The following is an 18,643-nucleotide window of genomic DNA, read 5'->3' on the forward strand; positions in this document are numbered from 1 at the left end:
ATAGTCCTGTATAGATTTTCGTTATTGCCTTCGTGATCCGGAGTATCTCATGTCCGACACCCTCACCGACGCACCTGCCCCGACCGCCCCGACGCTCGTGCCCGTCACCGTTCTCACCGGCTATCTAGGCGCGGGCAAGACCACCCTGCTGAACCGCATCCTGACCGAGAATCACGGCAAGAAATACGCCGTCATCGTCAATGAATTCGGTGAGTTGGGCGTGGATAACGACCTTGTCGTCGATGCCGACGAGGAAGTGTTCGAGATGAATAACGGGTGCATCTGCTGCACCGTACGCGGCGATCTGATCCGCATCCTGGCCGGCCTGATGAAGCGCCGCACCAAGTTCGACGGCATCATCATCGAGACCACCGGCCTCGCCAATCCGGCCCCCGTGGCGCAGACCTTCTTCGTCGATGAAGGTGTGAAGGCGAAGGCGCGGCTGGATGCGATCGTCACCGTGGTCGATGCTCTGAACCTGCCCGCGCGTCTGGCCGACAGCGCTGAAGCCGCCGCCCAGATCGCCTTCGCGGATGTCATCCTGCTGAACAAGATCGACCTCGTGACCACCGCCGAACTGGTGGCCGTGGAAGCGCGCATCCGCGCTATCAACGCCATCGCGCCGATCATCCGCTCGGAAAAGTCGAGCGTCGCGATCGAGGCGGTGCTGGAGCGCAAGGCCTTCGATCTCAACCGCATTCTTGCCCTCGACCCGGATTTCCTTGATTCGGACGAGCATGAGCATAACGAAGAGATCAGCAGCATGAGCTTCACGGTGTCGCGCCCCATCGACCCGCAGAAGTTCAATGGCTGGATCGGCGCGCTTCTCAACGCCAAGGGCGCCGACCTGCTGCGGACCAAAGGCATTTTGGACTATCAGGGCGAAGATCGCCGTTTCGCCTTCCAGGCCGTGCATATGATTGCCGATGGCGATTTCATCGGCCCCTGGAAAGACGGCGAAAAGCGCCAGAGCCGTATCGTCTTCATCGGCCGTGACCTCAACCGTCCGCAGCTGCGTCGCGGCTTCGAATCCTGCCAGGTGGATTGATCAGCCTTATGTCCTCCGCTCAATCCCCGGTCCGGGACAGTCTCGTCGCAACGCGTGGCTTCCATCGCGCCATTGATGCCTATGTCGTTCAGATCACCTTCGATCGTGGCGGCGAATTTGTGGCCTTCGGTCTGGGCGACGGCGCGGTGCATTTTGCGCCGGTCGCTGACGCCGAGGCCGAATGGACCAGTGTTTTCGTGCATGAGGGCGCGGTGCTGAGCCTTGCCGCCGATGTGGTGCCGGGAGCCGTCGTGACCGGCGGCGACGACGGCGATTTCCGCCGCGTGAAGCCGGACGGCGAGGCGGTAACGCTGAGCGATCTCGGCTCCAAATGGGTGGACCATGTGACCAGCTTCGCGCCGGGCCGTGGCCGTGGCCGGGACAAGGACGTGCCGATCCTGGCCTGTTCCGCCGGCAAGCAGGTTCACCTGTTCGACGCGCGCGGCCAGAAGCTGAAGGTGTTGGAACATCCTTCCACCGTCACCGGCATCAGCTTCGACAATCGCGGCAAGCGGATTGCGGCCTCGCATTACAATGGCGCAAGCCTGTGGTTTGTGGCCGCCAAGACCGATACGCCGCGCCGGTTGGAATGGAAGGGCAGCCATATCGGCGTCGCCCTGCACCCGGACGGGGAATCCGTCGTCACCAGCATGCAAGAAAACGCGCTGCACGGCTGGCGGCTGACGGACAGCCAGCACATGCGCATGAGCGGCTATCCGACCAAGCCGGAATCGATTTCCTTCTCGCGCTCGGGGCGCTGGCTGGCCTCATCCGGCGCCGATACCATCGTCATGTGGCCCTTCTTCGGCGGCGGCCCCATGGGCAAGCCGCCGCTGGAACTGGCGGGCGGCGCCAGCGTCGTCGTCAGCCGCGTGCAGTTCAATCCGCGTTCGGATGTCGTTGCCGCCGGTTTCGCCGATGGCCGCGTGGTGCTGGCCGATATCGAATCCCAGCGCATCGTGCCGGTTGCCGAGCCCGGCCATGGCGCCATTACGGCCCTGGCCTGGAACGACAGCGGCAGCCATCTGGCTTTCGGAACCGAGACAGGTTTCGCCGGCGTGGTGGATTTGTCGAAGCGTTAAAAGCCAGCATCCTTCTCACGCCGGAACTCCGGTTTGAGGGTGCGATAGAGGCTGCGATAGGCCGCGAGCCGCGGCTGGTAGGCATCGCGCAGGGCAGCGTCCGGCGCGATGGTCTCGATAATTTCGGGCTGGGTCGCAACCAGCCCGCCGCCGGCGGCCATGCGGCCGAGCCGCGCGGCCCCGAAGGCTGCGCCATGCGCGCCATCGGCAAAGCGGTTGAGCGTCAGGCCCGTGGCCGAGGCGATGATCTTCGCCCAGAGCCGGCTGCGGGCGCCGCCGCCGATGAAACCGGCCTCCCCCACTTGAATGCCGGCTGAGTTCAGCGCCGCCACGCCATCGGCCAGACTGAAGGCGACGCCTTCCAGCACTGCCTGGATCATCGACGCGCGATTGCTGTCCGGCGTCAGGCCGAACAGCACGCCCCGCGCCCAAGGGTCGTTATGCGGGCTGCGCTCGCCAGTGAGATAAGGCAGGAACAAAAGGTCGCTGGGGCCGGTAAAACCGGCTTCCACCTCTTCCAGCAGCGTCGCGATATCGGCCGCACCGCCAAGCCGGCTCATGGTCGATAGCGCGCTGGCGCCATTGAGCACGGCGGTCATGGCGCACCAGCGCCCAGGCAAGGCATGACAGAAACTATGCACGGCCTGTTCCGGCGCCGGGCGATAGCGCTCGGTCGCGACGAAGACCTGGCCGGACGTGCCGAGTGCGACAAAGCTGCTGCTGTCATTGACGACGCCGATCCCCAAACCGCCGGCCAGCGTATCCCCTGCCCCGCCGGCCACCACGGTCGTGGGCGACAGACGGAAGCGATGCGCGATGGCGGGCCTGATGGTGCCGGTATCGGTCGGGCTTTCCACGACCGGCGGTAGCAGCGCGGCATCAAGCCCGATGCGGCGAATGGCGGCGTCGCTCCAGCCCCGCGTCTCTTCATCCAAAAGCCAGGTGCCAGCGGCGTCCGTGACATCGGTGACGTAATGCCCGGTCAGATGCAGGCGGACGAAATCCTTCGGCAGCAGCAGGCGTTTCGCGCGTGCCAGACTTTCCGGCTCATGCTTCTGGAGCCAGAGCAGTTTGGGGGCGGTCAAACCGGCCATGGCCGGCACGCCGAGTTGACGCGCAAGCGCCTGGCCCTCAGCCTGCAAATCTTCCGCTTCAGCCTCGGCACGGCCGTCATTCCACAGCATGGCCGGCCGCACTGGCCTGTCCTCGGCATCGAGCAGGCAGAGCCCGTGCATCTGGCCGGAAAGGCCGATGCCGCGCACCCGTCCCATAAGATCTGCGTTTCCTGCGGCAAGCTGGTCGAGGGCTGCTTCCACCGCCTGCCACCAGCTTTCTGGGGATTGTTCCGAGGCCAGAGGCAGCGGGTGCGTGGGCACCGGCACGGCGATGGAGACGGAGGCCAGCACAGCCTCCCGCTCATCGACGACAATGGCTTTGACGGCGGAGGTGCCGAGATCGATGCCCAGATAGCAGGTCATGGGGTGAAGCCTCGTCCGCGTCCGATGATGCCGGTGCCGAATTTGTCTCGTAGCCGGTTCAGCGCTTGCTGGCGAGCGACCCGCCGGTTGGAATCGGGGTCCGCGAGGTCAACCGGATCGGCGTCCTCAACCGGCCGCAGCGGCTGCGCACCGAGACCCAGCAAACGGAAAGCGGTGCCGTCGATTTCGCGCGCCAGCAGGGAACGGCCGGCGTCATACAGCAAATCCGGCAGCGCGGTCGGCACCGCCAGGCGCAGGCTGCGGGTGCGCAGCTTATGCTCGGCGGTCTTAAGCTTCAGCGTGATGCCGCCGGCGGCGAATTCCTCTTTCCGCAGGCGTCGCGCCAGCTTTTCAGCAATCTGCCACAGGATTTTCTCAAGCTCCGGCAGAGTGCGGATATCCGTATCGAAGGTCGTCTCGGCGCTGATGGATTTCGTCTCGCGCTCGGGATCGACCCGGCGGTCATCCTCGCCGCGCGCGCGGCGGCAGAGCGCGGGACCGTCCGCCCCCAGCATGCGATAGGCGGTCTCGATATCCAGCGCCTGCAACTGGGCAAGGCGGGTAAAGCCGAGGCTGGTCAGTTTGGCGGTGGCGGCCGGGCCGATGCCGGGCAGCAGGCTGACGGGCTCATTGGCCAGAAGTGCCGCGGCTTCCGACCCGATGACGGAGAAGCCGCGCGGCTTGTCGCGCTCGGCGGCGAGCTTGGCCAACAGCCGGTTATGGGAAAGGCCGATGGAGATGGTGACGCCGATCTCATCCTCTACCCGCCGGGCAAGGCGCGCCAGCATGACGGCGGGCGGCGCGCGATGCAGGGTTTCCGTGCCTGACAGATCAAGCGCGGCCTCGTCGATCGACAGCGGCTGCACCAGCGGCGTCATATCCGCCATCAGCGCGCGGATGCGGCGGGATTCGTGCACGTATTTCGCCATTTCCGGTTTCAGGACGACGGCATCCGGGCAAAGCTTCAGCGCCTTGAACATCGGCATGGCGGAGCGCACGCCCGACAGCCGCGCGATATAGCAGGCGGTGCTGACGACGCCGCGATGCGCGCCGCCGACGATTAGCGGGCGGCTGGCGAGTTCCGGACGGTCCCGTTTCTCGACGCTGGCATAGAAGGCATCGCAGTCGATATGGGCAATGCTGAGCGTAAAAAGTTCCGGGTGGCTGATGAGCCGGCGCGATCCGCAGGCCGGGCAAAGCCGCTTCGGCGCCTCACTGACAGAATCGCAGGATCGGCAGAGGGTGGGCATGGCGCGGTCGGCTCCCGGTGCCGCAATCTAGCCGGCCCGGGACCGCGATGCCAGGAGGTCAGGCGTCGTTCAGCGTGGGAGCGGAGGCGAGCGCATGGGCATCCAGCAGCGCGGGTGGCAGCAGGGACCGGAAGGCGGTGGCCAGATCCCGCAGCAAAGGCTCGACGGCCGACGTTTTGCGCCAGACCAGCGCGATACGGCGGCTGGGACTGGCATCCTCGAAAACCAGCAGATGCACGGGCCGCGATTGCGGACCCGCCATGCCATGGGCGGCCAGCGCCGGGATCAGCGTCATGCCGATGCCGGCCATGACCATCTGGCGCAAGGTCTCCAAACTCGTGGCGCGGAAACCGGTGGTCTCGCGTGAGCCCGATGTGTCGCAGACGGCCAGCGCCTGATCGCGCAGGCAATGCCCGTCTTCCAGAAGCAGCAGATTATACTTGGCCAGTTCCGCGATGCGGATGGTCTGTCGCGCCGCCAGATCATGATTATTCGGCACCGCGAGCAGAAAGGGCTCCTCGAACAGAAGCTCGGTCTGCAATTGCGGGTCATGGACGGGCAGGGCCAGGATGACAGCATCCAGCTTGCCGGCCTGCAGACGCTCCAGCAGCGGGTCGCTTTTCTCTTCTGTCAGGAACAGTTCCAGATGCGGAAAGCGCTGTTTGATGCCGGACATGACATGCGGCAGCAGATAGGGGCCAAGCGTCGGAAAAATGCCCAGCCGCAGCACGCCGGATTCGGGGGCGCTCATCCGCTTGGCTGCATCCTTGATGGCGGCGGCTTCGTTCAGAATACGCCGCGCGCGGGCGGTGATATCCTGGCCTGCCGGTGTCAGCATGACATTGCGGGGTGACCGCTCAATCAGCGTCACGCCAAGCTCATCTTCCAGCTTGCGGATTTGCGTCGACAGCGTCGGCTGGCTGACCAGGCAAAGCTCCGCCGCCCGGCGGAAATTCCGCTGGTCGGCCAGGGCCACCAGATATTGCAGTTCGCGGAGGTTCATCGGTTGTTGCCACCCGCGCGACAGGCGCGCGGGTGGCAAACCAACTGGCTGCTGATCAAGCGGCCTTCGCTTCTTCCGTCTGCGGGGCAGACGAACGGATCAGGTAATCGAAGGCCGAAAGCGAAGCCTTCGCGCCCTCGCCCGCCGCGATGATGATCTGCTTGTACGGAATCGTTGTGCAGTCACCAGCCGCGAAGACGCCCGGCAGAGAGGTCTGGCCGTGGCCGTCGATGACGATCTCGCCGCGCGGCGACAGGTCGATGGTGCCTTTCAGCCAATCCGTATTCGGCAGCAGGCCGATCTGGACGAAGATGCCTTCCAGATCGATCGTGTGATGCTCACCGGTCACGCGATTCTCATAGACCAGACCGGAAACCTTCTGGCCGTCGCCCTTCACTTCCGTGCTGCGCGCGGAGACGAGAACGGTGACGTTCGGCAGGCTATGCAGCTTGCGCTGAAGCACCGCGTCCGCCCGCAGCTTGGTGTCGAATTCGATCAGCGTGACATGCTTCACGATACCGGCGAGGTCGATGGCGGCTTCGACACCTGAATTGCCGCCGCCGATGACGGCGACGCGCTTGCCCTTGAACAGCGGGCCATCGCAATGCGGGCAATAGGCAACGCCCTTGTTGCGATAGATATCCTCGCCCGGCACGCCCATCTGGCGCCAGCGTGCGCCGGTCGACAGGATGACCGTCTTGGCCTTCAGCACTGCACCGCTTTCCATATGGACGGCAAAATGATCGCCTTCGCGGTTCAGCTCGGCGGCCTTCTGAAGGTTCATGATCTTCACGTCATTCTCGCGCACATGCGTTTCAAGCGCCTGGGCGAGTTTCGGGCCTTCGGTATGCGGGACGGAGATGAAATTCTCGATGCCCATGGTGTCCAGCACCTGGCCGCCGAAGCGCTCGGCCGCCACACCCGTGCGGATGCCCTTGCGCGCCGCATAGACGGCGGCCGCCGCGCCGGCCGGACCGCCGCCGACGATGAGCACCTCAAACGGCGCTTCGGCCGAAAGCTTCTTGGCTTCGCGATGCGCAGCCCCCGTGTCGAGCTTGGCGACGATTTCTTCCACGCCCATGCGGCCCTGGCCAAAAACCTGGCCGTTGAGGAAGATGGTCGGCACGGACATGACCTGACGGGCATCAACTTCCTGCTGGAACAGCGCGCCGTCAATGGCCGTGTGCTTGATGTTCGGGTTGAGCACCGCCATCAGGTTCAGGGCCTGCACAACATCAGGGCAGTTCTGGCAGGAGAGCGAGAAATAGGTCTCGAAGGTCATCTCGCCGTCGAGGTCACGGACCTGCTCGATCACGGCTTGCTCGAGCTTCGACGGATGGCCGCCGACCTGCAGCAATGCCAGGACGAGAGAGGTGAATTCATGCCCCATGGGCAGGCCCGCGAAGCGCAGGCTGATGTCCTGCCCCGGTGTCGTCAGCGCGAAAGACGGAGCGCGCTCGCCATCATCATGGGATTCGGACAAGGAAATTTTTGAGGACGCATCCTGCAATTCATGCAGAAGCTCCAGCATCTCGCGGGATTTGGGGCTGTCATTGACAGAAGCCGTGATCTGGATGGGACGGACAACCCGCTCCAGATAGGCCTTGAGCTGCGTCTTCAGATTGGCATCCAGCATGGATGATCTCCGGCGGCTAAAGGAGGGGAGGTGCCGCCTGCCCAAGAGACAATTTAGAGACCGATTCAGACCTTGGGTTGATTCAACCCAAGGGGGTCATCGGGCTCTAGGACAGGCGGCGTTAGTCAGTGAGCCGAGGCTCAGATCTTGCCGACGAGGTCGAGCGACGGGGCGAGGGTCAGTTCACCTTCTTCCCACTTCGCGGGGCAAACTTCGCCCGGATGGGCTGCGACATACTGGGCGGCCTTGATCTTGCGGAGGAGTTCCTTCGCATTGCGGCCGATGCCCTCGGCGGTGATTTCCACGGACTGCACGATACCGTCCGGATCGACGATGAAGGTCGCGCGGTCGGCGAGGCCCATGCCTTCACGCATCACGCCGAAATTGTTGGTGATGGCGCCCGAAGCATCTCCGAGCATGGTGTACTGGATCTTGCCGATGGTGTCGGATGTGTCGTGCCACGCCTTGTGGACGAAATGCGTGTCGGTGGAGACGGAATAGACTTCCACGTCCATGCGGCGCAGCTCTTCGTAGTGATCGGCCACGTCGCCGAGTTCGGTCGGGCAGACGAAGGTGAAGTCGGCCGGGTAGAAGAAGAAGACAGCCCAGCTGCCGAGGACGTCCTGCTCGGAGACCTCAATGAACTTGCCCTGCTTATAGGCCTGGGTCTTGAAGGGTTTGATCTTGGAATTAACGTTGATCGACATGTGTTTTCCTTCTGGCTCAGTGCGAGTACCGCCGAGAAGGACCATACTGCGATGCACCATATCTACCAAATAGATAAATATGTGCGTTTCAATAGATTTTATCTATCACTCGCTGCACTGCGGCAACGACAGTGGTCTAACCAATTGAATTATGCGGATTAATTGCAGCGCGCTTTTATGTTCCGTCGTAAGGCGATGGTGGGCCTTTCGTGAAGACAGGAAGAAATCAGACCATGAGGTTTTCGATAGGCACTCCGAACACACTGGCTATCGCTGCCATCACGGCCAGGCTGCCGGGCTTCTTGCCCGTTTCTATTTCGGCCAAATAGCTTGGGCTTATATCGGCTGCCTGGGCGAGGGCGCGCTGCGTCATCCCTGCACGCTCGCGTCGGATGGTGATAGGCGAAGCCCCGTCGAGCATTTTCGCTGCTTCCTGGCCGGTGAAGCCGAGGTGCTTGACCCTGTCCAGACCGATCTCTGCAACAAAAGCCTGAAACTTGGCGACCGATGCCAAGTCTTCAGCATTTTCAACAAAGGACTGCCACTCATCGCGGTTCAGCGTGACGGTGTCGTCATCCGATTCAATGATTTTCGGGCGCGTGAGAGCGGTGCTCATCGGTAAATGTCCTTTCGGCCGCCTATGTCAAAAACGATAATAGCGTCGTCGGTGATGTGATACAGCGCGCGATAGTCGCCTTTTCTGAGACGCCAATCCTGGCCAGATGTCCCAACCATTTCTGTCACAAAAGAAAGCCGTTGCGGGTGCTGGTCAGCAACCATCTGCAGCGCTTCCAGAAGCCGTTTCGCATCTGCTTTTGGAAGTTTGCGTAAAGACTGCATTGCCTCAGGGAGCAAGATCAGTTCCATGCACAAATATCGCTAATAGCGAGCGTCTGATCAAGAAATATCGCTAATAGCGAGCATTGGTAGTCACAAAAAAGGGCGAACCTAGCGGCCCCGCCCTTTTGCTAAGCCGATTGGGAAAGGCGTTACCGCCGCTCGACCTGGGACACGTCGCGCACCGCGCCACGCGAGGCCGAGGTCGTCATCGCCGCATAGGCGCGCAGCGCGGGGGAAACCACGCGATCGCGACCTTCCGGCTTCCAGCCGGCGGCACCCTTGGCTTCCATGGCGATACGGCGCAGGCCCAGTTCCTCATCCGTCAGCGCCACGCGCAGGATGCGGTTGGGAATGTCGATTTCGATGATATCGCCGTTCTGCACCAGACCGACCGCGCCGCCTTCGGCGGCTTCGGGGGACATATGACCGATGGACAGGCCCGCCGTCCCGCCTGAGAAGCGACCGTCGGTGATCAGCGCGCAGGCTTTGCCCAGGCCTTTCGACTTCAGATAGCTGGTCGGATAAAGCATTTCCTGCATGCCGGGGCCGCCCTTGGGGCCTTCGTAGCGGATCAGCACCACTTCGCCGGCCTTCACTTCGTCACCCAGAATGCCACGCACGGCGTCATCCTGGCTTTCGAAGATATGCGCGGGACCGGAGAAGACGAGGTTGGACGCATCAACGCCCGCCGTCTTCACGATGGCCCCTTCCGTCGCGATATTGCCAAACAGCACGGCCAGACCGCCATCCTTGCTGAAGGCATTCTCGACATTGCGAATGACACCCTTTTCGCGGTCTGTATCCAATTCCGCAAAGCGGCGATCCTGGCTGAAGGCTTCCACCGTGCGCACGCCACCGGGCGCCGCGCGATACAGCGTGCCGGTAGTGCCATTGGGGTCCGCGCCCACCACATCCCATTGCTCAAGCGCCGCGCCCATGCTGGTGCTGTGAACGGTCGGCAGATCGGTATGGATCAGTCCGGCGCGGTTGAGTTCCGACAGCAGCGCCATGATGCCGCCGGCGCGATGCACGTCTTCCATATGGACGCTCATCACGGAGGGCGAGACCTTGCAGAGGTTTGGCACGCGGCGGGACAGCCGGTCGATATCGGCCATGGTGAAGGGCAGTTCGGCTTCCTGCGCGGCGGCAAGAAGATGCAGCACGGTATTGGTCGACCCGCCCATGGCGATATCCAGCGACATCGCATTCTCGAAAGCTTTGAAGCTCGCGATATTGCGCGGCAGGGCCGAGGCATCATCCTGCTCGTACCAGCGGCGGGCAAGGTCAACGATGGTCCAGCCGGCTTCCACGAACAGCTTGCGGCGATCGGCGTGCGTTGCCAGCAGGCTGCCATTGCCGGGCAGCGACAGGCCCAAAGCTTCCGTCAGGCAGTTCATGGAATTGGCGGTGAACATGCCGGAGCAGGAGCCGCAGGTCGGGCAGGCCGAGCGTTCCTGCACTTCGGCATCGGCATCCGAAACATGCGGATCGGCGGCCGCGACCATGGCCGTGATGAGGTCGGCGCGTTTCTCGACCACAGCACCGCCGGTGCCGTCGGCCTTGATCTTCCCGGCTTCCATAGGGCCGCCGGAGACGAAGATGGCCGGAATATTGAGCCGCATCGCGGCCATCAGCATGCCGGGCGTGATCTTGTCGCAGTTGGAAATGCAGACCAGAGCATCGGCGCAATGGGCCTGCACCATATATTCCACCGCATCCGCGATCAGCTCGCGCGAGGGCAGGCTGTAGAGCATGCCGGAATGCCCCATGGCGATGCCGTCATCGACCGCGATGGTATTGAATTCCTTGGCGACGCCGCCAGCCTTCTGCACTTCCCCGGCAACGAGCTGGCCAAGATCCTTCAGATGGACATGGCCAGGGACAAACTGGGTGAAGGAATTGGCGATAGCGATAATCGGCTTGCCGAAATCGCTGTCGCCCATGCCTGTCGCCCGCCACAGCGCACGCGCGCCGGCCATGTTGCGGCCATGAGTGGAAGTGCGGGAACGATAGGCGGGCATAGCGCAATCCTTACTGAAGCGGCGTCATTCCGTGGCGTCACATTGCCATTTGTGACCTAAAATACGCCGTTCCGCATTATTTTGCGACCCGTCTGGCCTGCCGTCTTGGAATTTCTGATCTCTGCCCAGGGCGTGAGAGGCCCCAATGCACGCCACCGGGAATGATTACGGGCGCAGGCTCACATGCTCGTCCTCCAGGGAGAAGCCGACCTTCAGCGTGACCTGATAGTAGGCCACCTTGCCGTTCTCCACCTGCCCGCGTGTCTCGATGACTTCGAACCAGCGGATATGGCGGATGGTGCTGGACGCCTTGGCGATGGCGGATTGGATGGCGTCTTCAACGCTGCTGGGCGACGAGCCGACGACTTCGATCAGCCGATAAACATGGTCGGTCATGAACCGTTCCCTTCTGTGTCTGAGTGCTTGATGTTGGTGGCGCGGTGCAAAGCTCAAGCGGTCAACACACTGCCTTTACCCGCCTGCCCTCTCGCTTCATCATCCGCCAAAGCAGAAGAGGGGAGCATCTCCATGCATCAGGAAGAACTGGTTTTCGTCGGCATTTGCGATCTGGCGGGCCTCGTCCGTGGCAAGGCTTTCCCGGCCGTGGAACTGGACCAGCGTCTGAGCCAGGGCATGGGCATGACGGGCTCCAACATCATGATTTCTGCTTTCGGCACCATCTTCTCTTCGCCCTTCGGCACCAAAGGCGATCTGGTGATGAAGCCGGACCCGACGACTGGCGTGCTGGTGCCGTTCGACGGCGCGGCGGCCGAGCGATTCTATATCGGCGATCTCCAGGAACTGGACGGCGCGCCCTGGTCCTGCTGCCCGCGTGACTTTCTGCGCCGGGGCCTGGCCGCCCTGGAGCACGAGGCCGGGTTGCGGCTGAAAGGCGCCTTCGAGCAGGAATTCGTCCATCTCGGCATCGAGGACCGGCCAGGCGATGCCTATTCACTGAGTTCCTTCCGCCGGCAGGGGATATTCGGCGAAAGCGTTGTCGGCGCCCTGCGCGCGGCCGGCATCACGCCCGACAGTTTCCTGCCGGAATATGCGCCGCGCCAGTTCGAGGTGACGGTGAAGCCGACCTACGGCATGCGTATCGCCGATGAAGCGGTCATCACCCGCGAGATTCTGCGTGCTGTGGCTGAGCGCAGCGGCCATCGCGTGACGCTGGCGCCCGTTATGGCGCCGGACGGCGTCGGCAGCGGCACGCATATCCATTTCAGCCTGTGGGACAAGGACGGCAAGCCGGCGTCCCGCGACGTGGCCGGCCCCTATGGCATTTCCGCGCGCATGGCGCCCTTCGTGGCGGGCGTGCTGCATCACCTGCCGGCGCTGACGGCCGTGACTGCACCGTCCGTCGCCTCCTATTACCGGTTGCAGCCTGACCGCTGGGCGCCGGTCTGGGCTTTCTTGGGCAGCCAGGACCGCGGCGCGGCGCTCCGCGTGGCGCCGCTCTTCCAAGGCGCGGAGGATCGCGCCGACCGTCAGTTCAATATCGAATTCCGCGTCGGTGACGCGACCGCCTGCCCCTATATGGCGCTGGGCGCCATCGTCCATGCCGGTCTCGACGGCATTCGGAAGAACATGGCCTTGCCGGCGGAATTGCCGGATTTCTGGCAGATGCCGGAAACGGCGCGGGCGGAAGCCGGTGTGCGCACCCTGCCCCGCTCGCTGGATGACGCTCTGGACCTGCTGGAAGCGACTGACGCGGCAAAGGACTGGTTCGGGGAGCCATTGCTCTCCGCCTATCTCGAATTCAAACGCTCGGAAATCCGCGCGCTCGACGCGCTGGAGCCGTCCGATATCTGCGACCGCTACGCCGCCATCTACTGAGGATTTGCCATGAAGGACTTCAAACTCAGCCGCGACGTGCCGGTGGTGCGGGGCGAAACCGCGCTGCTGCTCATCGATACGCAGAATTATACCATGCCGGGCGGCGGTGAATATATCGGTCTCGACCCGGCGGAGATCGACCGCAAATACGGCTATTTTTTCCGCGAGATGGAAAGCCGGGGAATCCCGAATATGCAGCGCCTGCAGGCGGCGTCGCGGCAGGCGGGTATCGAGATTATCTATACGGTGATCGAAAGCCTGACCCAGGACGGCCGCGACATAGGCCTGGACTATAAGATCAGCGGGCTGTTCTGCCCCAAGGGCTCACGCGACGCGCAGGTTCTGGACGCGCTGAAGCCATTGCCGGATGAGATCATCATTCCGAAAACCTCTTCTTCCGTCTTCATCTCCACCAATATCGACTATGTGCTGCGTAATCTCGGCGTGCGCTACCTGATCATCGTCGGGGCCTTGACCGATCAATGTGTCGATTCCGCCGTGCGCGATGCCTGCGATCTCGGCTATCTGGTGACGCTGCCGACGGACGCCTGCGTCACGCAAAGTGCCGAACGGCATGAGACATCGCTTGCGAATAACAAAGGCTATTGCCGGCAGGTGACGACGGCGGCGCTGGTGGCCGAAATTGCCGCCTTGGCAGGCTAAGCCCGAACCGTCCAAACGCGCTCAGAAGGAAAGCGGCCGCCGACACCATAGGTATAGGCGCGGACCTCATTGACCATGGCCTCGTCACTGCCGAACAGTTCCTCGATCTGGCTGGCATAGCAGCGCGCGACGGCGAGGCGATGGCCGATATCGATCGGCGTGACGGACGGCACGGCGTCCCATCGAAAAAAAGCCATTGTCTCGGCAAGATTTCCAGGCCGTTCCTTCGGGAATCGGCCGGCGGCATAAGGCCATTCCTCGTAAAGCCGCAATTCCAGGGCTTCCCGTGCGGCAATACGCTGGGCGGCAGCGATGACGGCCTGATGATCGACATGCCGGCCAAGACCGATAGGCGCATAGATCACCTCGGCGCCGAAATCCCGGGCCTGGTTCAAGACGATTATTGCGATTGTATCGACAATCCTGTCCTGCGCTTCATCCAGGCTGCGGAACATGGCAGTGCGGTCCGGATAAAGCACGTCTCCGCTTGCATCACGCCGGTAGATCGCTTCCAGCAGCCCCTCGTGATGGACATCGATCCCCATCAGCGCGCAGGTCAGTCGGTCTTCCTCGCGGCGCGCGACATAGGGCTGCTCGCCACGTTCCCAGACTGCGTGAAACCGCTGCGCCAAGCATGACAGCGGTCCGGTTCCGTCACCGGTAAACACGGTGACGACGCGCACGGCCTCGCCCGCCGCCAGTTGTGACGCAATCAGGCCTGCGCAGCTCAACGGAACGTCATCCAGATGCGGGGACAGATACAAATGCTTCATGTCGGCCTCATGATCATCACGGCTTAGAGCGCCCTCTACAGTGGCGTTGCCTGCGCTTTTCCGCCATGCTTCGCTCGGCCGCTGCGCAGCCTTCCCGCCCGGATTGTGAAGCCGGATTGCCTTGTAGGGAAGGCAGGTCAGTCTACCTCCACACCAGTCCGGCCTGCGACGAAGTCTACGGACGGATCGGCATAACGAAAAGGATGAGACGCATGAAAACGACTGGTTCGGCTGTCTGGGAAGGCGGCATTAAGGACGGCAAGGGCGCCATCTCCACCAAAAGCGGCGCGCTCAGCGCCTATCCCTATGGTTTTGCCAGCCGCTTCGAAGGCAAGCCCGGCACCAATCCGGAAGAGCTGATCGGCGCGGCCCATTCCGGCTGTTTCACCATGGCGCTGTCGCTCATTCTGGGCGAAGCCGGTTTGAAGGCCAGCCATATGGAAACGACCGCCGAGGTTACGCTCGACAAGGATGGTGAGGGATTTTCCATCACCGCCGTGCATCTAACGCTGCGGGCGACCGTGCCGGGCGCCACGCCGGAAAAGTTCACGGAACTGACCAATATGGCCAAGGCCGGTTGCCCGGTCTCCAAACTGCTAAAGGCCGAGATTACGCTGGACGCGCAACTGGTCGATTGATTCGTCATACAAAAATGAGGCGGGGACATAGCCCCCGCCTCATTTCACTGTCGCCAGATAGCAAGAATCAATTGCCGGCAGCGGTGCCGCTGGCCTTGCCCATGCCTGAGCCCGTACCCGGCTGAGCGCCCGGCGGATTGCCGCTGGCGTTATTCTGGCTGCCCGGCGCCATCATCTGATTCGACGATCCGCTCATCATCATCGTGCCGGACTGCGGCTTGGTCTTGGACGGCACCGGCACGGCATTGGTAGCCGGCGCGTTGGATGCGGCGCTGCTGCTGGTCGTGCTTTGCGCGAAAGCGCCGGTGGCGGCGAGCGGCGACAGAAGAAGCGCCGAGGAAAGAGCGATATAACCGATATTGCGCATGACGTGTTCCAATCTGATATGCGCGGCCGCATGGTTCGGCCGGCTTGCAACAAGACTTGGGAACGGTCACGGGCGATTACCGCTCAATTATCCTTGTTGTCCAAAGACGGTGCCCTCACCTTTCCTCGATGATCCAGCTTGAACTTTTGACAATCGAGCGATGAATTTCACAAACTCTTCCGGTTGACAAAGACCAGACAGACCGGTGTGCCGATTGAATATCGTTCAGTCACCAAAAAGAGTTCGCCTGTTTCGCTGTTGATTTCATAAACCGCCAGATTGTCGCTGTCCTGGGTTGCAACGATCAGGAAGCGCCCGGCGGGGTCGATTGCGAAATCGCGTGGCGCCTTGCCGCAGGCGCTGTACCAGCCGATCACGCTCAATCTCTCCAAGCTATCCCGCAGGTCAATCGCGCAGAGCGAATCATGACCGCGATTGGACGCATAGGCGAAGCGGCCACTGGGATGGATATGCACAGCGGCGGCGCTGCTGGTGCCGGTCCAAGCTTGCGGCAGAATGGACAGGCTGCCGCAACGCGTGATCGCATCCCCGGCCATATCATAGGAGACCACGGTATTCGCCAGTTCGTGAATGACGAGAAAGCCCGATCCGTCGGGCAGAAAGGCGAGATGGCGGGGGAAACTGCCGGGCTCGGTGTCAAGTGACAGATCGGGCGTCGGTGCAATGCCATCTTCCGTCAGGGGATAGCGGATCAGGCGGTCAAGCCCCGCGTCGCAGACAATGACACGGCGGCCGTCCGGCGTCGGCACGGCCTGATGCAGATGTGGCCCTTCCTGGCGCTCGGGGTTTACGCTGCTTCCCTCATGCTGGATGACCTTGACCTGCCGTGTCGGCACGCGATCGGCGTCCAGCCGGATGGTGGCGAAGCGGCCACTCACATAATTGGCGACGAAAAGCTGCTGCTCGGCGTTGTCCAGGCTGAGATGGCAAGGCCAGCTGCCCTGGCTCGGCACGGATGCCAGATGCGTGAGGTTCCGCGCCTGGGTATCGAGTGCGAAGCAGTCGATTGCAGCGCCATCATCCTCGGCGCATTCCTGCACGCTATAAAGTCGCCTGGCATCGCGGGAGACCGTCAGCCAGGTGGGATTGGTGATGCCGCCGAAAGCCGGGCCATCGCTGATGCTGCCCGTCCGGCTATTGAAACCGAGCAGCTGGATGCCCGCTCCCCTGCCCGCCACATGCGGCAGGGTGGTTGTATAGGTGCCGACCACCAACAGCATATCGTTCTGATCTTGGGCCACGCTCTGCTCCGGGTCAGGCTTTTTGCAGCTCGACATAAAGATCGTCCTGCGGGTCATAGCCGAGCCAGGCCTGTGCTTCCTCCAGGCTCCACCCCATGTCGCGATTGCGCGAATTGCCGTTAACCAGAATGGCCGGACCCGGCCAGCCGACGGGATTGGCCGTCAGGCTTTTTTCGATCAGCTGCGCGAAATCCCGATTGGACAGCCACATGGCGCGGAACCAGCGCAGCGCCGTTGCGCTGGCTGTGTCCAATCCCGCCTCGCTCGCAGCTCCGCCCGGCGTGCCGGAGTAATTGATGCCGCTGGCCTTGTTCTCGCCCCGCAGCACCCAGCCGATGCGGATGGTGACGGTCGTCATGCGGCCGCCCGATTCCGCCGCCAGCAGCGCCATGCAGCGCTCACCCATTAGTTTGGAGGCCGCATAGCCGGTGGAATCGACGGTTTCGATGCCATTAAACCAATGCGTGCCGGGCGCGGGCGGCAGGCGGGTGGTCAGCCCGCCTGGGCCGATCGTCTCAGCCAGCGGGGCATCCTTGTAGCCACCCATGACGTGGTTGGAGGAAAGGAAGACCGCCCGTTTCACGCCATGACGCAGGGCGGCCAGACCCAGCGCCTGGATCATATCGAAGGAGATGGCTGCCTCCTCCCAGGTCGCTTCCGGGATGGGGTTGGCTGCCGCGCAATGCAGCAGGCCCTCGATCCCCACCATCGCCGCGTCGAGCGCAGGGGTGACGTGGCTGAGGTCGGTGCGGACCAAAGTCAGCTTCACCCGCGCGGCATCGGAAAATTGTGGATCCTCGTTTCCGAAGACCGTGCCGAGAATCCGCTCGCACCAGGGCGCGGCGCCCAGGGCTTCCACCGCCTTGCCGCCAAGATTACCGCCGGCGCCTGTCACCATGACCGAACGCGGCTTGCTGTATTGGGTGTGACCGTTCATGCGCGGGGCTCTCCTCTGCGATCCGGCCGCTGCCGCCGGATCTTAGACAGATCAGTGTCAGTCCTTGTCCAGGGCAGCTTAGGCGCAACCCCGCGTCTGGCAAAGACCGTCCCTGCGGTCTCATATGCTGAAGGTATTTAGTTGATAAAGCAACTATTGGCCTCTGCCGTGAGCCATTCCGGTCAGGCGTGACGCCGGCCGGCGCTTGGCTTACAAGGCAGGGAACTCCTTCCAAGAGATAACCATGACCCCAACCGGCCGGCCGCGCTCGCTGACAGACGTCGTTCTTGAACGTTTGCGCTATGGTATCGTATCCGGCCGGTTTCGATTGGGTGAGCTTTTGTCCGAGCGGATTCTGGCCGAGCAGTTCGGCGTCTCCAAATCGCCGGTGCGGGAAGCCCTGGGGCAGTTACGTTTGGAAGGCCTGGTGCGCATTGTGCCGCAGCGCGGTGCCTTTGTGTTCACACTGTCGTCTGACGGGGTGCGGCAATTATGCGAGTTTCGCAGAACCCTGGAAAAGACATCCTTTACCCTCGCCTTCGCGCGAGACCCGGCGGCGCTGGCGGATAGCCTGCAACGCTGCGTGACGGAGATGGAACAGGCGCGTGCGGCGGGCGACCAGCGCCGCTATCTCGATCTCGATTCCGCCTATCACAAGGCGAGCTTCGATCTTTGTGGGAACCACTACATCGCCGACGCCTATGCCCTGCATGCCGGCAAGATCGCGGCACTGCGGACGCATCTGTCGACCAAACCGCTTCATATCGAGAAATCCTTCGTCGAACATGGCGAGATGGCAATGGCTGTCGCCACCCATGATCTGGCGTCCGTGCTGGCCATTCTGGACAGGCATATCGGGCGCAGCGAAATGACCTATGAAGCGGGTGTCGCCGATATCGGCGCGGCTGATCAGGCGCCGATTGTCCCGCCCAAGCGCGGAAGGCGCCCGAAGGGGAAAACGGAAGTCTGATCCGGACCATCCGGCGGCATATGGACGAGTTAGCCGCCCGCCGTTTAGGGCTATTTAATATATTCGAAATCAAAACATTTTTGCGGCTATCGCAAACAGGGCGCTAGGCTCAGCGCTTGAATCGCATTAGTC

Annotated in this window: 19 protein-coding genes; 6 read left to right on the forward strand and 13 right to left on the reverse strand. The window is 62.6% G+C overall.

Translation table 11 applies throughout. The features are described 5' to 3' along the window. Positions 1 to 49: 49 nt before the first annotated feature. Both ASILVAE211_RS09590 and ASILVAE211_RS09595 read left to right on the forward strand, forming a co-directional pair. Entirely contained in the window at positions 50 to 1,048 is a 999-nt protein-coding gene (locus tag ASILVAE211_RS09590; RefSeq protein WP_227321074.1) for a CobW family GTP-binding protein, read from the forward strand. Between the two features lie 8 nt (positions 1,049 to 1,056). Continuing rightward, complete coding sequence (locus ASILVAE211_RS09595) at positions 1,057 to 2,130, forward strand: WD40 repeat domain-containing protein (protein ID WP_227321075.1); 1,074 nt, start codon at positions 1,057 to 1,059, stop codon at positions 2,128 to 2,130. Here the strand turns inward: ASILVAE211_RS09595 and xylB are convergent. From xylB to ASILVAE211_RS09640, 9 genes are all read right to left on the reverse strand, one after another. Further along, positions 2,127 to 3,608, reverse strand: coding sequence for a xylulokinase (gene xylB, locus ASILVAE211_RS09600; protein WP_227321076.1), 1,482 nt, complete (start codon positions 3,606 to 3,608; stop codon positions 2,127 to 2,129). The genes ASILVAE211_RS09595 and xylB overlap by 4 nt on opposite strands. After that, positions 3,605 to 4,858 (reverse strand): DNA polymerase IV, encoded by a 1,254-nt coding sequence (locus tag ASILVAE211_RS09605; RefSeq protein WP_227321077.1) that lies wholly within the window; start codon positions 4,856 to 4,858, stop codon positions 3,605 to 3,607. Before ASILVAE211_RS09605 ends, xylB begins: the two co-directional genes overlap by 4 nt. Positions 4,859 to 4,916: 58 nt before the next feature. Beyond that, the gene (locus ASILVAE211_RS09610; protein ID WP_227321078.1) at positions 4,917 to 5,861 is read right to left on the reverse strand and encodes a LysR substrate-binding domain-containing protein; all 945 of its coding nucleotides are present in this window, start codon (positions 5,859 to 5,861) and stop codon (positions 4,917 to 4,919) included. A 55-nt stretch (positions 5,862 to 5,916) separates the two neighbouring features. After that, a complete protein-coding gene (ahpF, locus tag ASILVAE211_RS09615) occupies positions 5,917 to 7,497 on the reverse strand; it encodes an alkyl hydroperoxide reductase subunit F (protein ID WP_227321079.1) in 1,581 nt (526 codons plus the stop codon). A 140-nt stretch (positions 7,498 to 7,637) separates the two neighbouring features. Then, complete coding sequence (gene ahpC / locus ASILVAE211_RS09620; RefSeq protein WP_227321080.1) at positions 7,638 to 8,204, reverse strand: alkyl hydroperoxide reductase subunit C; 567 nt, start codon at positions 8,202 to 8,204, stop codon at positions 7,638 to 7,640. 226 nt (positions 8,205 to 8,430) lie between these two features. After that, positions 8,431 to 8,820 (reverse strand): helix-turn-helix domain-containing protein, encoded by a 390-nt coding sequence (locus tag ASILVAE211_RS09625; RefSeq protein ID WP_227321081.1) that lies wholly within the window; start codon positions 8,818 to 8,820, stop codon positions 8,431 to 8,433. Beyond that, positions 8,817 to 9,071, reverse strand: coding sequence for a type II toxin-antitoxin system RelE family toxin (locus ASILVAE211_RS09630; RefSeq protein WP_227321082.1), 255 nt, complete (start codon positions 9,069 to 9,071; stop codon positions 8,817 to 8,819). The genes ASILVAE211_RS09625 and ASILVAE211_RS09630 overlap by 4 nt, the downstream gene beginning before the upstream one ends. Before the next feature lie 122 nt (positions 9,072 to 9,193). Continuing rightward, positions 9,194 to 11,065 (reverse strand): dihydroxy-acid dehydratase, encoded by a 1,872-nt coding sequence (gene ilvD / locus ASILVAE211_RS09635; RefSeq protein WP_227321083.1) that lies wholly within the window; start codon positions 11,063 to 11,065, stop codon positions 9,194 to 9,196. Positions 11,066 to 11,230: 165 nt separating this feature from the next. Next, positions 11,231 to 11,461: a dodecin gene (locus ASILVAE211_RS09640; RefSeq protein ID WP_227321084.1), complete on the reverse strand. Its 231-nt coding sequence runs from the start codon at positions 11,459 to 11,461 to the stop codon at positions 11,231 to 11,233. 132 nt (positions 11,462 to 11,593) lie between these two features. On the opposite strand from ASILVAE211_RS09640, the gene ASILVAE211_RS09645 reads away from it, so the two are divergent. Further along, positions 11,594 to 12,901, forward strand: a complete 1,308-nt coding sequence (locus tag ASILVAE211_RS09645) for a glutamine synthetase family protein (protein ID WP_227321085.1) — start codon at positions 11,594 to 11,596, stop codon at positions 12,899 to 12,901. A 9-nt stretch (positions 12,902 to 12,910) separates the two neighbouring features. Beyond that, positions 12,911 to 13,564 (forward strand): isochorismatase family cysteine hydrolase, encoded by a 654-nt coding sequence (locus ASILVAE211_RS09650; protein ID WP_227321086.1) that lies wholly within the window; start codon positions 12,911 to 12,913, stop codon positions 13,562 to 13,564. On the opposite strand, the gene ASILVAE211_RS09655 is transcribed toward ASILVAE211_RS09650, so the two are convergent. Continuing rightward, positions 13,561 to 14,337 (reverse strand): PIG-L deacetylase family protein, encoded by a 777-nt coding sequence (locus tag ASILVAE211_RS09655; protein ID WP_227321087.1) that lies wholly within the window; start codon positions 14,335 to 14,337, stop codon positions 13,561 to 13,563. The two genes, ASILVAE211_RS09650 and ASILVAE211_RS09655, sit on opposite strands and share 4 nt — an antisense overlap. A 212-nt stretch (positions 14,338 to 14,549) precedes the next feature. On the opposite strand from ASILVAE211_RS09655, the gene ASILVAE211_RS09660 reads away from it, so the two are divergent. Continuing rightward, a complete protein-coding gene (locus ASILVAE211_RS09660; protein ID WP_227321088.1) occupies positions 14,550 to 14,975 on the forward strand; it encodes an OsmC family protein in 426 nt (141 codons plus the stop codon). Between the two features lie 67 nt (positions 14,976 to 15,042). On the opposite strand, the gene ASILVAE211_RS09665 is transcribed toward ASILVAE211_RS09660, so the two are convergent. The 3 genes from ASILVAE211_RS09665 to ASILVAE211_RS09675 form a co-directional block, all read right to left on the reverse strand. After that, entirely contained in the window at positions 15,043 to 15,342 is a 300-nt protein-coding gene (locus tag ASILVAE211_RS09665) for a hypothetical protein (protein WP_227321089.1), read from the reverse strand. A gap of 167 nt (positions 15,343 to 15,509) precedes the next feature. Then, positions 15,510 to 16,604 carry a lactonase family protein gene (locus tag ASILVAE211_RS09670; RefSeq protein ID WP_227321090.1) on the reverse strand — a complete coding sequence of 365 codons (1,095 nt, stop codon included), beginning with the start codon at positions 16,602 to 16,604 and terminating at the stop codon, positions 15,510 to 15,512. A gap of 13 nt (positions 16,605 to 16,617) precedes the next feature. After that, the gene (locus tag ASILVAE211_RS09675) at positions 16,618 to 17,541 is read right to left on the reverse strand and encodes an NAD-dependent epimerase/dehydratase family protein (RefSeq protein WP_227321091.1); all 924 of its coding nucleotides are present in this window, start codon (positions 17,539 to 17,541) and stop codon (positions 16,618 to 16,620) included. A gap of 244 nt (positions 17,542 to 17,785) precedes the next feature. Here ASILVAE211_RS09675 and ASILVAE211_RS09680 point away from each other — a divergent pair, with 244 nt between their 5' ends. Further along, positions 17,786 to 18,511: a GntR family transcriptional regulator gene (locus ASILVAE211_RS09680; protein ID WP_227321092.1), complete on the forward strand. Its 726-nt coding sequence runs from the start codon at positions 17,786 to 17,788 to the stop codon at positions 18,509 to 18,511. The last annotated feature ends 132 nt before the right edge of the window (positions 18,512 to 18,643 follow it).

The organism is Acidisoma silvae, from assembly GCF_020618775.1.
Lineage (GTDB): Bacteria > Pseudomonadota > Alphaproteobacteria > Acetobacterales > Acetobacteraceae > Acidisoma > Acidisoma silvae.

Excerpts from the sequence above, each read along its gene's own strand:
- ASILVAE211_RS09665 (WP_227321089.1), bottom strand. The coding sequence starts at position 15,342 with ATGCGCAATATCGGTTATATCGCTCTTTCCTCGGCGCTTCTTCTGTCG.
- ASILVAE211_RS09625 (WP_227321081.1), bottom strand. The coding sequence starts at position 8,820 with ATGAGCACCGCTCTCACGCGCCCGAAAATCATTGAATCGGATGACGAC.
- ahpC (WP_227321080.1), bottom strand. The coding sequence starts at position 8,204 with ATGTCGATCAACGTTAATTCCAAGATCAAACCCTTCAAGACCCAGGCC.
- xylB (WP_227321076.1), bottom strand. The coding sequence starts at position 3,608 with ATGACCTGCTATCTGGGCATCGATCTCGGCACCTCCGCCGTCAAAGCC.
- ASILVAE211_RS09645 (WP_227321085.1), top strand. The coding sequence starts at position 11,594 with ATGCATCAGGAAGAACTGGTTTTCGTCGGCATTTGCGATCTGGCGGGC.
- ASILVAE211_RS09660 (WP_227321088.1), top strand. The coding sequence starts at position 14,550 with ATGAAAACGACTGGTTCGGCTGTCTGGGAAGGCGGCATTAAGGACGGC.
- ASILVAE211_RS09680 (WP_227321092.1), top strand. The coding sequence starts at position 17,786 with ATGACCCCAACCGGCCGGCCGCGCTCGCTGACAGACGTCGTTCTTGAA.
- ilvD (WP_227321083.1), bottom strand. The coding sequence starts at position 11,065 with ATGCCCGCCTATCGTTCCCGCACTTCCACTCATGGCCGCAACATGGCC.
- ASILVAE211_RS09650 (WP_227321086.1), top strand. The coding sequence starts at position 12,911 with ATGAAGGACTTCAAACTCAGCCGCGACGTGCCGGTGGTGCGGGGCGAA.
- ASILVAE211_RS09595 (WP_227321075.1), top strand. The coding sequence starts at position 1,057 with ATGTCCTCCGCTCAATCCCCGGTCCGGGACAGTCTCGTCGCAACGCGT.
- ASILVAE211_RS09640 (WP_227321084.1), bottom strand. The coding sequence starts at position 11,461 with ATGACCGACCATGTTTATCGGCTGATCGAAGTCGTCGGCTCGTCGCCC.
- ahpF (WP_227321079.1), bottom strand. The coding sequence starts at position 7,497 with ATGCTGGATGCCAATCTGAAGACGCAGCTCAAGGCCTATCTGGAGCGG.
- ASILVAE211_RS09605 (WP_227321077.1), bottom strand. The coding sequence starts at position 4,858 with ATGCCCACCCTCTGCCGATCCTGCGATTCTGTCAGTGAGGCGCCGAAG.
- ASILVAE211_RS09630 (WP_227321082.1), bottom strand. The coding sequence starts at position 9,071 with ATGGAACTGATCTTGCTCCCTGAGGCAATGCAGTCTTTACGCAAACTT.
- ASILVAE211_RS09675 (WP_227321091.1), bottom strand. The coding sequence starts at position 17,541 with ATGAACGGTCACACCCAATACAGCAAGCCGCGTTCGGTCATGGTGACA.
- ASILVAE211_RS09655 (WP_227321087.1), bottom strand. The coding sequence starts at position 14,337 with ATGAAGCATTTGTATCTGTCCCCGCATCTGGATGACGTTCCGTTGAGC.
- ASILVAE211_RS09610 (WP_227321078.1), bottom strand. The coding sequence starts at position 5,861 with ATGAACCTCCGCGAACTGCAATATCTGGTGGCCCTGGCCGACCAGCGG.
- ASILVAE211_RS09590 (WP_227321074.1), top strand. The coding sequence starts at position 50 with ATGTCCGACACCCTCACCGACGCACCTGCCCCGACCGCCCCGACGCTC.